Annotated in this window: 14 protein-coding genes; 5 read left to right on the plus strand and 9 right to left on the minus strand. The window is 36.4% G+C overall.

The features are described from left to right. Positions 1–817 precede the first annotated feature (817 nt). From SJW71_RS19095 to SJW71_RS19115, 5 genes are all read left to right on the plus strand, one after another. Positions 818–2,479 carry a peptide ABC transporter substrate-binding protein gene (locus SJW71_RS19095; RefSeq protein ID WP_322604653.1) on the plus strand — a complete coding sequence of 554 codons (1,662 nt, stop codon included), beginning with the start codon at positions 818–820 and terminating at the stop codon, positions 2,477–2,479. A 139-nt stretch (positions 2,480–2,618) separates the two neighbouring features. After that, on the plus strand, positions 2,619–3,548 hold the full coding sequence (locus SJW71_RS19100) for an ABC transporter permease (protein WP_016994279.1): 930 nt from the start codon (positions 2,619–2,621) through the stop codon (positions 3,546–3,548). Then, positions 3,548–4,468, plus strand: a complete 921-nt coding sequence (locus SJW71_RS19105; RefSeq protein ID WP_274795903.1) for an ABC transporter permease — start codon at positions 3,548–3,550, stop codon at positions 4,466–4,468. Before SJW71_RS19100 ends, SJW71_RS19105 begins: the two co-directional genes overlap by 1 nt. Before the next feature lie 13 nt (positions 4,469–4,481). Continuing rightward, positions 4,482–5,537, plus strand: a complete 1,056-nt coding sequence (locus SJW71_RS19110; RefSeq protein ID WP_274795902.1) for an ABC transporter ATP-binding protein — start codon at positions 4,482–4,484, stop codon at positions 5,535–5,537. Continuing rightward, on the plus strand, positions 5,530–6,456 hold the full coding sequence (locus tag SJW71_RS19115; RefSeq protein ID WP_274795901.1) for an ABC transporter ATP-binding protein: 927 nt from the start codon (positions 5,530–5,532) through the stop codon (positions 6,454–6,456). Before SJW71_RS19110 ends, SJW71_RS19115 begins: the two co-directional genes overlap by 8 nt. 366 nt (positions 6,457–6,822) lie before the next feature. On the opposite strand, the gene opp4C is transcribed toward SJW71_RS19115, so the two are convergent. From opp4C to SJW71_RS19160, 9 genes are all read right to left on the minus strand, one after another. Continuing rightward, the gene (gene opp4C / locus SJW71_RS19120; protein WP_274795899.1) at positions 6,823–7,731 is read right to left on the minus strand and encodes an oligopeptide ABC transporter permease; all 909 of its coding nucleotides are present in this window, start codon (positions 7,729–7,731) and stop codon (positions 6,823–6,825) included. A gap of 12 nt (positions 7,732–7,743) precedes the next feature. Further along, entirely contained in the window at positions 7,744–8,709 is a 966-nt protein-coding gene (gene opp4B / locus SJW71_RS19125; protein WP_274795898.1) for an oligopeptide ABC transporter permease, read from the minus strand. A gap of 90 nt (positions 8,710–8,799) precedes the next feature. Continuing rightward, complete coding sequence (gene opp4A / locus SJW71_RS19130) at positions 8,800–10,533, minus strand: oligopeptide ABC transporter substrate-binding protein (protein ID WP_431811344.1); 1,734 nt, start codon at positions 10,531–10,533, stop codon at positions 8,800–8,802. A 57-nt stretch (positions 10,534–10,590) separates the two neighbouring features. Further along, a complete protein-coding gene (locus SJW71_RS19135; RefSeq protein WP_274795896.1) occupies positions 10,591–11,580 on the minus strand; it encodes an ABC transporter ATP-binding protein in 990 nt (329 codons plus the stop codon). Between the two features lie 4 nt (positions 11,581–11,584). Continuing rightward, positions 11,585–12,580 carry an ABC transporter ATP-binding protein gene (locus SJW71_RS19140; protein WP_274795895.1) on the minus strand — a complete coding sequence of 332 codons (996 nt, stop codon included), beginning with the start codon at positions 12,578–12,580 and terminating at the stop codon, positions 11,585–11,587. An 877-nt stretch (positions 12,581–13,457) separates the two neighbouring features. Beyond that, entirely contained in the window at positions 13,458–14,087 is a 630-nt protein-coding gene (pyrE, locus tag SJW71_RS19145) for an orotate phosphoribosyltransferase (protein ID WP_274795894.1), read from the minus strand. Positions 14,088–14,090: 3 nt separating this feature from the next. After that, a complete protein-coding gene (gene pyrF / locus SJW71_RS19150; protein ID WP_274795893.1) occupies positions 14,091–14,795 on the minus strand; it encodes an orotidine-5'-phosphate decarboxylase in 705 nt (234 codons plus the stop codon). Continuing rightward, complete coding sequence (locus SJW71_RS19155; RefSeq protein WP_274795892.1) at positions 14,795–15,706, minus strand: dihydroorotate dehydrogenase; 912 nt, start codon at positions 15,704–15,706, stop codon at positions 14,795–14,797. The genes pyrF and SJW71_RS19155 overlap by 1 nt, the downstream gene beginning before the upstream one ends. Then, the gene (locus SJW71_RS19160; RefSeq protein WP_431811345.1) at positions 15,703–16,476 is read right to left on the minus strand and encodes a dihydroorotate dehydrogenase electron transfer subunit; all 774 of its coding nucleotides are present in this window, start codon (positions 16,474–16,476) and stop codon (positions 15,703–15,705) included. Before SJW71_RS19160 ends, SJW71_RS19155 begins: the two co-directional genes overlap by 4 nt.

Genomic DNA, 16,476 nt, shown 5'->3' on the forward strand with positions numbered 1-16,476 from the left:
TCAAGGTTATTGATAACGTTTTCAGCAGATTAAAAGTCAGATTTTTAGTAATTATTTGCATGCTGAATCCTCTTCAGTAAGACAATTGACATCCTCAAAAAAACAAAACTAGTAAAGTGGATTCCTTTGGTAAACATCTGGCAAAAACCGTGACTTCTCTTTATGATAAATTGCTGAATAAAACAATATTCATTTGCATATATGGATGTATATATAACTAGCACGGAAATTATTTCAAAAAAACATAATCCCTTATTTTCTCTTCTCACTAAATCCATTTTTTTCTTAGTTTGGGTACCATTTTTCATACAATTGCTCTATTTTTTCTTGCCTTCATCCACAATTGGATAATACTAGAAAATTACAAAACAAGTTTCTTATATATCATTAATAGATAAAAATATTCATGTTTCGAGATCATATTTTGCAAGAAATTACCTGCAAAAGAAACTAATTCACTTAGTTTTACTTAGATTTTCTACAAATCTATACAATTCCCTCAAGGTTATACATCTATGACTTTCGATTCATTTTTTAAATATTGATAATATTATCAAAAAAATAGGAATTTTCCGTATAGTAAATCATTTTTTTATTTTTATTTTATTTTTGATATTCAGAATAGGTAATTATCAAATTTTTATTATATAAACACTCTGTTTCTTTAGTGTGATAAATCGGAAAAATTTATTAAACTCTTAAATGTCAGATAATACTATATAAATTTGAATCTTTTTTATTTTGTGCACAATGATTTTTTTGGTATATTAAATAGGAGCTTCACAAAAGGCTTAAAAATTGTATAAGGGGGATTCACATGAATAAAAACAAAAAGTTTTTATTACTAACAGTTCTTGCAGTATTTTCTTTAGTACTTGCTGCATGTGGCTTCGGTGGAGATTCGTCTGAAAAATCAAAAGACGATGGAAAAGATTCAGGTTCTTCTGAAACAACTTCAGGCGGCGAATTAAACTTAGTAGTAACTTCTGAGCCACCATCATTACACCCAGGATTAGCAACTGATACAACTTCTAGTGCTATTCTTACAAATGTATTTGAAAATTTAACAACATTAGATGAAAATGCTAAACCAGTTGCTGCTGCAGCTTCTGACTGGACGATTAGCGAGGACCAAAAAACTTACACATTCACAATACGTGATAATAAATGGTCAAATGGAGATCCAGTAACGGCAAAGGACTTTGAATATGCATGGAAATGGGCATTAAACCCAGATAATCTTTCTGAGTATGCTTCAATTTTTTACCCAATTAAAGGTGCTGCCGCGTATAACAACGGTGAAGGTTCTGCTGATGACGTAGGTGTTAAAGCAGAAGATGACAAAACATTAGTCGTAACATTAGAAAACCCAACACCTTACTTCTTAGAATTAACAGCATTCAAAACATACGCACCATTAAACCAAAAAGTAGTTGAAGGTAATGATGAGTGGTATACAGATGCTGGTGATGACTATGTAACAAACGGACCATTCACTTTAGGTGAATGGAGACACAACGACGCAATCGTATTAAAGAAAAACCCAGAATATTGGGATGCAGATAAAGTTTCTTTAGAGACAATTAATATCGGTATGGTTGAATCTGAAACAACTGCTGCTACAATGTTTAAAGCTGGCGAAATTGATTATCTTGGTGCTCCATACCAATCTGTTGCACTTGATTCAATCGAAGGATTTAAAGCTGATGGTTCATTAAATATTGCTGACCAGGCTTCAGTATATGTTTATAAACTAAATACAAAAGATAAATTTACTGGAAACGCTAACATTCGTAAAGCGTTAACTTTAGCAATCGATCGTCAAGGTTTAATTGACAATATTACTAAAGGTGAGCAAAAACCAGCATTAGGTATGGTGCCAATCGCTGTTAGTGGTTTTGAAGAGGACCGTGGTTACTTCAAAGATAACGATATTGAAGGTGCAAAAGCTGCACTTGAAGCTGGTATGAAAGAACTTGGTATTAAAGATCCATCTGAAATCACTGTAAACATTTCGTTCAACACTAGTGAAGCACATGCTGCGATCGCTCAATTTATTCAAGAGGGCTGGACGAAAAACCTTGGTATTAAGGTAGGTCTTGATAACTCTGAATGGCAAGTTTACCTAGAGAAACTTAATCAATTAGACTACCAAGCTGGACGTCTAGGCTGGACTGGTGACTATAATGATGCATATACATTCTTAGAAATCTATGATACTGCTGAAAATGGTAACAATGATACTGGTTGGGAAAACCCAGAATATAAAAAGTTATTAGATCAATCTAACCTAGAAACAGATCCTGCTAAACGTCTTGAGCTTCTAAAACAAGCAGAGTCAGTTATCATGACTGATTTACCTGTTGCACCTATCTACTACTACACTAATCTTTCTGTAGTACACGATAACGTGAAAAACATGCAAGCAGATGTTCTTGGTAACATTCCACTTAAAGAGGTTGTAGTAGAAGAAAAATAATTATTTATATTATTTTATCTTGCTTTTTTAGCTCTACAGCAAGAGCTGCCTCGTAGCCACTACGGCGCGGGTCAGCTCTTTTTAAAATACGAAGGCATTTATTTGTCTGAAAATTGACAAATAGAAGGAGGAGTTTTATGTGATTAAATATATTTTGAAAAGGCTGATGTATATACTTCTCGCGCTTTTCGTCATCGTAACTGTTACGTTTTTCTTAATGCGTCTCGCTCCTGGTAGTCCTTTCGCGAGTGAACGTAATTTCCCACCTCAAATCGAGGAGAAGTTAAACGAAACGTATGGATTAAATAACCCTTGGTATATACAATATAAAGATTATTTAATCGATACGGCCACTTTCAATTTCGGTGAGTCAATGAAATATAAAGCGCGTTCTACAAATGATATGATTTCTGAAAGTTTCCCTGTTTCTTTAACATTAGGGATTGAAGCTATGCTACTTGCAGTTGGATTGGGTATTTTAATTGGCGTAGTTTCCGCGCTATATCATAATAAGTTCCCGGATTATTTGGCAACGTCCTTTGCGGTGCTATTTATATCAGTACCTTCATTTATCTTAGCTGGTTTAATGCAGTATTTCTTAGCCTATAAGTTAGGTTGGTTCCCAATTAGTGGATGGAAAGGCTTTGTTTATAGTATATTACCTGCCTTTGCAATCGCTTTCTCACACATGGGCTTTATCGCAAAATTAACACGTTCAAGTATGCTTGAGCAAAACAATAGTGATTATGTAAAAATGGCTCGCGCTAAAGGTATTGGGAAATGGACAATCGTATTCCGACATACTTTACGAAATGCCCTTCTACCAGTCGTAACATATCTCGGCCCATTAACAGCTGGTGTTGTAACAGGTAGTTTCATTGTTGAACAAATTTTCGCTATTCCTGGACTTGGTAAACACTTCGTTCAAAGTATTACAAACCGTGACTATACAGTCATTATGGGTACGACAGTGTTCTACTCTATCATCCTTTTATTTGCGGTATTAATCGTTGATATTCTTTATAGTGTGATTGATCCGCGTATTAAACTGAAAGGAGCGAAAAAATAATGACACAGCAACAAATTGAAAAAGATAAGTTTAAAATTGTTGGTGGAAATCATGAAGCAACGGAAAAATTAGCTGATAAATCAGTCTCCTTTTGGAAAGAAGTATTTCTCCGTTTCTCTCATAACAAAATGGCCATCATTGGGATAATTATTTTAATCATTGTTATTTTAATGGCTACATTTGTACCAATTTTTTCTCAATACAAAGCAAGTGATCAGCTAGGTTTTTACAATGCACCACCATCTGCACAATTTTGGTTTGGAACGGATGATCTTGGTCGTGACATTTTCGTTCGTATTTGGGAAGGGGCTCGTATTTCCCTATTTATCGGTATTGCCGCAGCGATTATTGACTTAATTATCGGTGTTATTTGGGGAAGTATTTCAGGCTTAGCAGGTGGTCGTGTCGATAACATTATGATGCGTATTGCCGACGTTTTAACAGCAGTACCATATCTATTAGTTGTAATCGTACTATTAGTTGTTATGCAACCTGGTTTAATCCCTATGATTATTGCCCTATCTATCACTGGATGGATTAATATGGCACGTATCGTTCGTGGTGAAGTATTATCTATTAAAAACCAAGAATATGTTCTTGCTGCTCGTACATTAGGTGCTAGTACAGGCCATTTAATCATTAAACACTTAGTTCCGAATGCTCTTGGTGCAATTTTAGTAACGATGACGTTAACAATTCCATCTGCTATTTTCACTGAATCATTCCTAAGTTACCTTGGTCTTGGTGTTCCTGCTCCAACAGCTTCCTGGGGTACAATGGCCTCTGAAGGAAATAAAGCCATTGCCAATGCTCCTTGGCGTTTGATTTTCCCAGCAGTATTTATCTCACTAACAATCTTTGCATTCAATGCAGTTGGTGACGGCTTACGTGATGCTCTAGATCCAAAACTACGTAAATAAGGAGGTGGCCGAGATGAGTAAAACAATTTTAGAAGTAAAAGATTTAAAAATTAACTTTAAAACTTATGCAGGACTTGTCCATGCTGTACGTGGTGTTAACTTCGATTTAAAGGAAGGTGAAACACTCGCTATAGTGGGTGAATCTGGTTCTGGTAAAAGTGTTACAAGTAATGCGTTAATGAAATTAATTCCACAGCCACCTGGTATTTATGAGTCAGGACAAATTTTATTCAATGGCCGTGATTTAGTTCCGTTATCTGATAAAGAAATGTCTAAAGTACGCGGAAATGAAATTGCAATGATTTTCCAAGATCCAATGACAAGTTTGAATCCAACTATGAAGGTCGGACGTCAAATAACTGAAGTAATTTTGCAGCATAAAAAGATATCAAAAGCAGATGCAAAAAAACGTGCGATTGAGCTTTTATCACAGGTAGGTATCCCCTTCCCTGAAAAACGCTATAATCAATATCCACATGAGTTTTCAGGTGGTATGCGTCAACGTGTTGTCATCGCCATCGCTCTTGCAGCAGATCCTAAGCTTCTGATTGCCGATGAGCCAACAACAGCACTAGACGTAACCATTCAAGCACAGATTTTAGAGCTAATGAAGGAAATTCAAAAAAGTTCGAAAACATCTATCATTTTCATTACACACGATTTAGGTGTTGTAGCTAATATTGCTGACCGTGTAGCAGTAATGTATGCTGGGCAAATCGTCGAATATGGTACTGTGAATGATATTTTCTATAATCCAAAGCACCCATATACATGGGGTCTACTTGGTTCGATGCCTGATTTAGATAATGATACTGATGAGCTTTTACGTACAATTCCAGGCTCACCACCAGATTTAACGAATCCACCTAAAGGTGATGCATTTGCAGCTCGTAATGAATTTGCGATGGCTATTGATTATGAACAAGAACCACCAATGTTCCAAGTTAGCGAAACGCATTTTGCAAAAACTTGGTTATTGCATCCTGATGCACCGAAGATTCCTCTTCCAGATGCGGTTGCTAAACGTATTGAAGGGTATTTAGCAAAGGAGGCACAAGAAAATGACTAAAACTGGTGCGAAAAAAATTCTTGAAATCAAAAATTTAAAGCAGCATTTTGGTTCACCAAGTAATCCTATCAAAGCCGTAGATGGTATCAGCTTCGATGTTTACGAAGGTGAAACACTTGGGCTTGTGGGTGAATCAGGTTGTGGTAAGTCAACAACTGGTCGTTCAATCATTCGATTATATGATATTACAGGTGGCGAGATTGTTTTCGATGGTGAAAATGTCCATGGGAAAAAATCAAAAAGTGAGTTAAAGAAATTTAACCGCCAAATGCAAATGATTTTCCAAGACCCTTATGCTTCATTAAATCCTCGAATGACAGCTGGTGAAATCATTGGTGAAGCCTTTGATATTCATGGTCTTTACAAGGATAAAAAGGAACGTCGTGCGAAAATTCAAGAGTTACTTGAAGCTGTTGGTCTAAACAAAGAACACGCAAATCGTTACGCACACGAATTCTCAGGCGGTCAACGTCAGCGTATTGGGATTGCACGTGCACTAAGCTTAGATCCTAAGTTCATCATTGCCGATGAGCCAATTTCTGCGCTTGACGTATCGATCCAAGCACAAGTTGTTAACTTACTAAAGCAGCTACAAAAAGAACGTGGCTTAACATATCTTTTCATTGCCCATGACCTTTCTATGGTAAAATACATCAGTGATCGTATTGCAGTAATGTACCGTGGTAAAATCATGGAAATCGGTAAAGCAGATGATATTTACAATCATCCTGTGCATCCGTATACAAAGTCTTTATTATCAGCTATCCCTCTTCCTGATCCAATGTCAGAGAAGCGTCGCCAACGTATTCCATACAAGCATACAGAGGTTGACGAAAGTGCAACCTACCATGAAGTAGGCGACCAGCATTACGTGTACGGTACGAACGATCTTGTGAAAACATGGGTTGCAAATCGATAAAATTGACACTCCTGTCGCAGTTTACAGCTGTGATAGGAGTTTTTTTATTTTATACCCTCGTTAAAGTCTTCTAAACCTATGAATACTTAATTCTATCTATTCCCCTACTAGAAGATAGATCACATATTGCTACTGGGTCTTTTCAATAGTGTTAGCTTGTCACTCGTTTGTCGTACTAGCTCCTCCCTCTAACCCTGTAAACGTCCAAAACCAGTAGATCTAAATGCTCTCTTTAATCACAATTAAAATGACGATACTTATTAGAGCTTGCTGATTTATATGTAGTAAATAGAATGTCCTTATAAAATTCGGCACCTTTAAATGTAATCTGATTACATTTAAAGGTGCCCTATTTTTTTACTCTAATTATCTTCTTGACTTTGGATTTAAAGCATCTTTCAAGCCTTCTCCAATAAAGTTAATAGATAAAATTACTAATGTAATAGCTGTGGCAGGTGGTACCCACATCCAAAGCTTATCCTTTAATACATCTGAGTTTCTAGCTTCAAACAGCATATTCCCCCAGCTTGGCGTATCTGCTGGTACACCTAACCCAATAAAACTTAACCCAGATTCAGCAACGATTGTTACAGCCATTAACAGTGTTGCTTGTACAATAATTGTAGAGGCAACATTTGGTAGTAAATGCTTAATAATAATCTTCGAGGATTTACAGCCAATTGATTGTGCTGCTAGAATATATTCATTTTCTTTTTCAGCAAGCACCCTACTGCGTACAATCCTTGCAACAGAGCCCCACAATAGAAGCGAAATAACAATAATTAGAGTCCAAAGACCGGATATTTTTCCAATAAGAATTGTGTTTAAAACAATAACAAAAATCATAAATGGAAACATTAAGACAAAATCAGTAAATCTCATTAAAATTTGATCGATTTTACCGCCAAAGTACCCTGAAATAGCACCTACTGTCGTTCCAATCAACACGATAAAGAACATACAGCTTAACCCTACTGTTAAGGATGATCTACCAGCATAGAGCATTCTTGTAAAGACATCTCGCCCATTCGTATCGGTTCCCAACCAATTTTCACTAGATGGTGGTTGACTTATTTTTGTAAAATCTACCCGTACAATATCTTTTGTCGTAATATATGGTGCAAGGAACGATAAAATGATAACTAGTAGTAGAAAAGTAAGACTAATCATCGCTAATTTATTTTTAAAGAACTTTCGTCTCGCTATTACCCATGGCGAGGGGCTTTTCTTTGGTGATTTTGGCGTTAAAACTTCTTGATTAGTTACCAATGTCATAATTCCCCCTCCTTAATCCAATCTAATACGTGGATCTACTATACCGTATAATAAATCCGCTATTAAATTTCCAAAAAGCGTTAAAAACGAAAGTATCATAGTAATCGACATCATAACTGCATAATCTCTTCTTCCTACAGATTCTAGGAAGAGAGCACCTATTCCAGGATACGTAAAGATTGTTTCTGTTATTACTGCCCCACTGATTAATGTTGCAATATCAAAACCAAGGAACGTAATTAATGGAATAATGGAATTACGTAAAATATGCTTATTGTAAATTTTAGATTCTTTTGTTCCCTTTGCTCTTGCAGTTCTTACAAAATCTTTTCTACTATTTTCGATAATGTCATTTCGTAAAAATTGCGTATAGGAAGCTGTTCCCATTAACCCTAATATAAGTGCAGGTAATAAAACATGATGGAATTTACTCACATAATAATCTAAAGTTCCTGGCTCCAAACCTACGCCTACAGAGCCATTGAAAGGGAACCACCCCAATTTAAATGAGAAGAAGTAAATAGCCACAATCCCCGCAACAAATGATGGAATAGCTAATGCTAAATAATTGTACGTTCCAATCAAATTGTCCCCAAGTGTATAAGGTTTTCTACCAGCATACATGCCCATAAAAAATGCAAATATGTAGGTAATGACTAATGATGTAAATGCTAAAAATATGGTATTAGGAATACGCTGTGCAATAATCTCTGCAGCAGGTTTTTTATAAACAGTTGATTTGCCAAAATCCCCTTGTACAAAATTAACCACCCATCTTCCATATTGTTGGATAATTGGATCGTTATAGCCTAATTTTTCTCTCATTTCTTCGATGTATTGTGGATTCGTATTAGAAGGATCAATTTCACCAGCAAATGCATCCCCTGGCATCATTTTTGCTAAAAAGAATACCACCAACGAAATAAGGAGTAACAATGGGATCATGCTAAGTAATCGTCGAAGTGTATATTGAAGCATGTAACGTCTCCTTATCTAAAAATTTACTAACTAAGTCCTCTAAAGAGGACTTAGTAGTAGGTTATAGCCTTTTCATTTTAAAGCTAAATTTTATTCTTTAATATTCCATTTATAAACGTCTGTTTGGAAACCAACAGCGTTGATATGAACGCCTTGTAATCGATTATTAATACCATATAAATCTAAGTTTTCCCATAATGGAAGACCTGGTAATTCTTCATTGAAGTGTTTTTGCCATTCAACATATGTTGCCATACGTTTGTCTTTATCAAACGCTTCTTCACTTAAGCCTTTATTTAATAATTCTTGGTTCTTCGCGTCTACCCAACGACCGAAGTTCCACTCTGCGTCATTGCCCCATAATCCTGATGGATCTGGATCTGCACCCATGCTCCATGAACCGAAGAATGCCTCTAAAGCTGCATCATCGTTATCTTTCATATCATTATATAAGTTAAATTCAATTAAACTACCTGTAGCTAATTCTGTTTTTACACCAATATCATTCCAAGATTGGATAATGGCTTGTGAACGACCTTCAAATGCTGCATTTCCTGCATAGTGACCAAATGAGATTTTAAATGGTTGACCATTCGGATCCTCTACAAAACCATCACCATCTTTGTCTACATAGCCTGCTGATGCTAATAGTTCTTTAGCTTTTTCAGGATCGTATTCATATTTATTTAAGTCCGATTCTTTTGCAGCAGTCCAGAATGTACTTGGAATTACTGTGTTGGCAACTGTTGCTTTTCCTTCTAAGAAAGCATCGATCATTGCTGGACGGTTAATCGCATATAATAATGCTTGACGTAATTCTTTTGATTTAAATTTATCAAAGTCTGCCACATTTTTTAGTGTAGCTTTATCGCGGTGACCAAAACGAAGACCAATGTATGAATAACTAACACCATTAGTTTCTTCAATACGCACATTATCTAATGCTTCTAATTCTTTTACTGACTGTGGTTTAATAGCCATAATGTCAATTTCTCCGTTTTGGAACGCACCTGCTGCTAATGATGGGTCGATTACTTTTACAATAACACCATCAAGCTGTGGCTTGCCCTTCCAGTAATCATCAAAACGCTCTAATTCAGAATACTCTCCATCTACAACCTTTTTCACTTTAAATGGCCCTAAGCCAACTGGATTTTCGCGAACTTGTTTTGATTCACTTAAATCTTTAACTGCAATACCTTCATAGTGTTTCTTCGGCATAGGATTTGACCAAAGATTTTCTAAGTTATTGATTTTTACTTCTTCGAACGTAATCTTTACAGTATAAGGATCAACTACTTCGATCCCTTCAATTTTATCTGCTTTACCTTCTTTTTTAGCTTTTGCACCTTTGATGCCTTCCGCATAATTGAAACGAGGTCCATCATAGTCTGGGTGAGCAAGCGTCTCTAATGCAAATACCCAGTCATCAACTGTTAATTCTTCACCGTTATGCCATTTTACACCCTTTTGGAATGTAAACGTATAAGTTAACTTATCTTCACTTATTTCCCATGTTGCTAAGTTAGGAACGTACTCTAATTTATCATTTACATCATAAATACCTTCCATTGTGAACCCTTGAATATAACTATCTACAATACTCCCTGAATAAGCTGGGTCATATACGCCCTCAGGTGCAGTATCTGTACCAAATGTTACAATGCCACCCTCTGTAGAAGGTCCATCTGTTGTTGTCGATGTATCCCCGCTCGTATCCTTTTCACTTTCCTTCTCTGTCGTTGATGAGTCACTATTACATGCTGCTAAAAATAGCGCCATAACTAGCAAAAGCATAAATGACCAAAATCTTGATTTTTTCATTTTTTTCCCCCCGTAAATTTTATTTTGTCAATAACTTTTTTCCGTTTTTATGAGTTTTTAATAGAGGTGGCATGCTACTCTATGCCCTTGCTTCACCTCCTTTAAAGCTGGTTTAGTTAATGAACACTCTACCATTGCCTTTGGACATCTAGGATGGAATGGACAGCCTTTTGGCGGATTAGCTGGACTAGGTATATCCCCTTCTAAAACAATTCGTTGATTCTTTTTCCTCGGATCTGGTACCGGAATAGCTGAGATTAAGGCCTGTGTATAAGGATGTAATGGCTCATCATAAATATGTTCCTTATCTGCAATCTCAACAATATTTCCTAAGTACATGACGCCGATACGATCACTCATATGTTTAACAACACTTAAATCATGCGCAATAAACAAGAATGTTAAATCAAATTCATCTTGAAGTTCTTTTAAGAGATTAAGTACTTGTGATTGTACAGATACATCTAAAGCTGAAACTGGTTCATCCGCTATAATCAGTTTCGGTCTTAGTGCGAGTGCTCTAGCAATACCAATACGCTGTCGCTGACCTCCTGAAAACTCATGTGCATATTTATAAAAAGCATCTTCCGGTAAACCAACTTTTTTTAATAGCTCCATAACTTCGCCTTGTAATGATTTCAATGACTTGTTACTGAAATTCATAATTGGTTCTGCTACGATACTACCAACCATTTGCATTGGGTTTAAGGATGCGTATGGATCCTGAAAAACCATTTGAATATCTTTTCGTATCTCTCTTAAAGATTTGCCTCGCAGTTTTGTTATATCTTCCCCATCAAAGATAATTTTCCCATCAGTTGCGTCTAGTAATCTTAAAATGGTACGTCCAGTTGTAGATTTACCACAACCTGATTCTCCTACTAAACCTAATGTTTCTCCATTTTTAATAGCAAATGAAATATTATCTACTGCTTTTACATATCCAACGGTATGTCTAAAAAATCCACCTTTAATTGGGTAATATGTTTTCAAATCAATGATTTCCAATAAGTTCTCTTTTTCCTGTTTCACTATTGTTTCGCTCATGACGTCAGCTCACACCCTCTCTAGTATTGCAATCCTTGTAAAGTAAACATGAAACTTCATGACCCTCATCAATAAAGGTAAGCTTCGGTGTTACCTTGCTACATTCAGACATAGCCGAAGGACATCGGTCTACAAAACGGCAACCTAGCTGAGGCATATTTTTTAAAGACGGAACGATTCCTTGAATTGTTGTGAGTTTTTCAACTTCTTCATCGATTCTTGGAATAGAAGCCATTAATAGCTTTGTATAGGGGTGCTGTGGATTGTGGAACAAATTATCAACATTTGTTCGTTCAACTATTTTCCCGGCATACATAATAATTACGTCATCACACATTTCTGCAACGACACCTAAATCATGTGTGATTAGAACAATGGACATATCAGTTTTTGCTTGAATACTTTTCAATAATTCTAATATTTGCGCCTGTACTGTTACATCAAGTGCCGTCGTTGGCTCATCAGCAATTAATAGCTTAGGTTGACAAGCGATGGCAATCGCAATCATTACCCTTTGTCTCATACCACCAGATAATTGGTGTGGATATTCATCGATAATTTGATCAGCTCTTGGTATACCAACTTGTTTTAATAATTCTATAGACTTCCTTTTAGCCTCAGCCTTTGACATAGTAGAATGATTTAGAATAATCTCTTCTATTTGTGAACCTATTGTAAATACAGGGTTTAAAGAGGTCATCGGCTCTTGGAAAATCATACTGATATCTTTTCCTCTTATTTTATTCATTTCATCACTAGAATAATTTTCTATGTTTTTACCTTGAAACTTTATTTCTCCGCCAGTAATTTTACCAATGCCTTTAGGAAGAAGTTGCATGACTGAAAGTGACATAACACTTTTTCCACATCCAGATTCACCAACTACTCCTAGAATTTGACCTGGTTTGACTGAGAAAGAAACATCATCAACTGCATGATAGATCTCTCCATCTATATCAAAACCAGTTTTAAGGTTTTTCACTTCTAACATTAAGCTCATTTAATATCACACCTTTATTTTTTTTACTAAAATCGCTACATCCTTTATGTAAGTAATAGAATCATATGTCCAAAATGTATTCTTTAAGTAAAAGATGTAAAAAGAAATTTGCTCACAAGATTCCCGCAAAACCCAATTTTCTGAAAAATATAGACAAAACATGTTAAACCTATATCAAAAACATATCCGGCTAAAAAAACATTAAAATTTAATCTAGTGATTTCCTAAACTATAACACAGTCCCTATTTTCCAAATAAAAAAATAACTGGATTGGTATATAATATTCTGACAATTAGGCGTAATGCTATTTTATCTGGAAATAATACATTTAATCAAGTGAAATTTTACAATTCTTACACTCTTATATACAAAATAATCCATACAACTATTCCAAATAAAATTATTCCTTTTTCATTTTTTCACACTGAACATTTGTTCATTTTTAGCTTCATTTGCCTAAAGTATCATTTTTTTATTTTATTACTATAATAAAAACATATCAATTATATCTATTCCAACAACCATATAATTTACTTTTATTTGGAAAACATGATTATAAAAGGGTTTCGTTAAATTATTTCATTAATAAAATAATTTAAAATATTTTAAATTATTATTAACAAATAATTTTGCCCGTCGAAGTGTTAGATAAGTGATGCGCATTAAATTACATTACAAAAACAATTTATTTTTACAATTTCTTTATTTTTAGCCCCATACTTCTTAACAATTCATCTACTAAATTTTCTTTTTCCTAAGTCGAAAAAACAAAAAAAAACAACTATCAATAAAAATATCAATAGTTGTTTTTTATGCATTTTCACTCTTTTATATTCCAGTAACTCTATCTTTTATCGCTACAAATTAACTGATTTATTACAGCTCTCCAGCCTTTAATTTACTATGCCACTCTTTTAAGAACGGAATATCTTCCTCTTTAATAGTACCTGATTCGTTTGCTGCTTCAATTAAATAATCGAAGTTTGTTAACGATACATATTGGATGCCAGCTTCGTCAAATGCTTGTTCAGCGCGTGGCAGATTATATGTGTAGACACAAACAACCCCAAGTACTTCACAGCCAGCTGCACGTAATGCTTCTACTGCAGTAATTGAAGAACCACCTGTAGAGACGATATCTTCGACAACCACTACTTTTTGACCTGCTGCGTATTTTCCTTCAATTTGATTACCACGGCCATGTTCTTTCGCTTTAGAGCGTACATACACCATCGGTAGTTCTAATATATCGCTTACCCATGCTGCATGTGGGATGCCTGCTGTTGCTGTTCCTGCTACGATTTCTGTCGCACCAAAGTTTTCTTTAATAACAGCTGCTAAGCCGTTAGCTAATTGTTTACGAATAACTGGGTCAGAAATTGTTAGACGTGTATCACAGTAAATAGGGGATTTAATACCAGATGCCCATGTAAATAATTCTGTCGGATTTAATTCTACAGCGCCTACTTTTAACATAGCGTGTGCAATTTCATTTTGTAATGTCATAATTTATGCCTCCCATAATTCACTTACGATTTTATATGCCGCTACTGGATCCTGTGCGCCTGTTACAGCACGACCAACAACGATGAGTGATGAACCGTCACGCTTAGCACCATCAGGCGTTGCAATACGTTTTTGATCGTGTGCATCGCCACCTGCTAAACGAATACCTGGTGTCACACGTAGAAAATCATCTCCACATACCTCTGCTATTGCTTTAGCCTCGTGAACAGAGCAAACGACCCCTTGTAAACCAGCTTGTTTTGTAAGATTTGCATAATGCAAGACAGACTCTTGTAAAGATAAAGCAATTCTTTGCTCTGCTTGCATTTGTTGTTCAGTCGTTGATGTTAATTGGGTAACAGCGATTAATGCTGGTGTTTCTTTACCAGCAGGTGTCCCTGCTTCTAGTCCTTCCAGTGCCGCCTCCATCATTGGACGTCCGCCTGCAGCATGAACATTGACTAAATCCACTCCTAATTTTGCCAGACCCTTCATAGCAGATCCAACTGTATTCGGAATATCATGTAATTTTAAATCTAGGAAAATATCATGGCCTAAATCTTTTACTTTACGGACGATGTCTGGCCCTTCTTGCATATATAATTCCATCCCAATTTTCACGAAAAGGGGCTCATTGAACTTTGTTAGAAAATTAAATACTTCATCTTCTCCTGGAAAATCTAGTGCTAGTATAGGTTTCGTATTCATCAACGATGGCTCCTTCCGATAATTTCTGTTATATGTTCAATACCTAATGCGTCTAGCTTTGCTGGTAATTCATCTATTATAGTTGGACAGACAAAGTGGTCAACAAAATTAGCAGTCCCTACTGCTACAGCTGAAGCACCTGCAGACATAAAATCAATAACATCCTGCGCTTCTGTTACACCGCCCATACCAATGATGGGAATTTTGACAGCCTTATACACCTCATACACCATTCGTATTGCTACAGGTTTTACAGCAGGACCAGAAAGTCCACCTGTACCATTCGCTATGACTGGTTTACCTGTACGCTCATCTAAACGCATACCCACCAATGTATTAATCATCGTAATGCCATCAGCTCCACCCGCTTCAACCGCTAATGCAATATCAACGATGTTCGTTACATTTGGTGATAGTTTCACATAGACTGGCACCTCAGACACGGCTTTAACAGCCTCTACTAGCTCTCGTGCTGTATCTGGATCTGTGCCAAATTGAATACCCCCACATTTCACGTTAGGGCAAGAAATATTCAATTCCAACGCTTTAACATTTGGTGCAGTTGAAATGCGTTGTGCCACCTCTACATAGTCCGCTGTCTCTGTACCTGCGACGTTGGCAATAATCGGTACATCATAGCCCTCTAAAAATTTTAATTCCTCATTCATCACTTTTTCAATGCCTGGATTTTGTAAACCAATAGCATTTAACATTCCCGCCGCTGTTTCAGCTACTCGTGGCGTTGGGTTGCCTGCACGAGTTTCGACAGTCGTTGCCTTTATCATTATTGCACCCAGTTTCGATAAATCATAAAGCTGTGCATATTCACGACCAAAACCAAAGCAACCCGAGGCTGGCATAATTGGATTTTTCAAATCTAAGCCTGGAATTTGTATTGTTAACCGACTCATAGTGCCACCGTTCCTTTCGGGAAAACTGGACCATCAGAGCATACTTTGACATAGTCTTTATCTACTTGGTCCGTTGTTTTACATACACACGCAAAGCAAGCCCCAATACCACAGCCCATACGCTCTTCAAATGATAAATAACCCTCTTTTTCAGGATAAAAAGCTTCTAATGCTTTTAACATTGGTAATGGACCACAAGAATAAAAGACATCGAATTCTGGGACACGTGACTCTAATACAGTTGTCACAAAGCCCTTTGTTCCTTTTGTGCCATCCACTGTTACATAATGTGTTTCACCAAGAGCACAGAATTCATCCTCATAAAAGCAGACATCCTCTGTTTGGAAGCCTAAAACATGGATTGTTTTCACACCACGAGCATTTAATTGTCTGGAAAGTTCATGTAGTGGAGGTACACCAATTCCACCGCCAACTAATAGCGCAGTGCCTCCCTCTTGAACCACATCTACTGGAAAACCATTTCCTATTGGTCCAAGTACATTGACCTGTTGACCCTCACGATTCGTCGCTAACACTTTCGTACCACGACCCTCGGCACGATATATCATCGTAAATTGATTGTTGTCTTGATCAATATTTGCAATACTAATTGGTCGACGTAAAAGCGGCTCCAATGAATCTGACACCTTTACATGGACAAACTGGCCAGGAGTCATCTCCTGAACCAGTTCACCATGAAGTGTCAGTTCGAAAATGTTTGTCGCAATTTGCTTTTGAGAGACGACCGTCATTTTCTCTTGACGTATCAT

The sequence above is a fragment of the Lysinibacillus sp. FW12 genome, from assembly GCF_050817245.1.
Lineage (GTDB): Bacteria > Bacillota > Bacilli > Bacillales_A > Planococcaceae > Lysinibacillus > Lysinibacillus irui.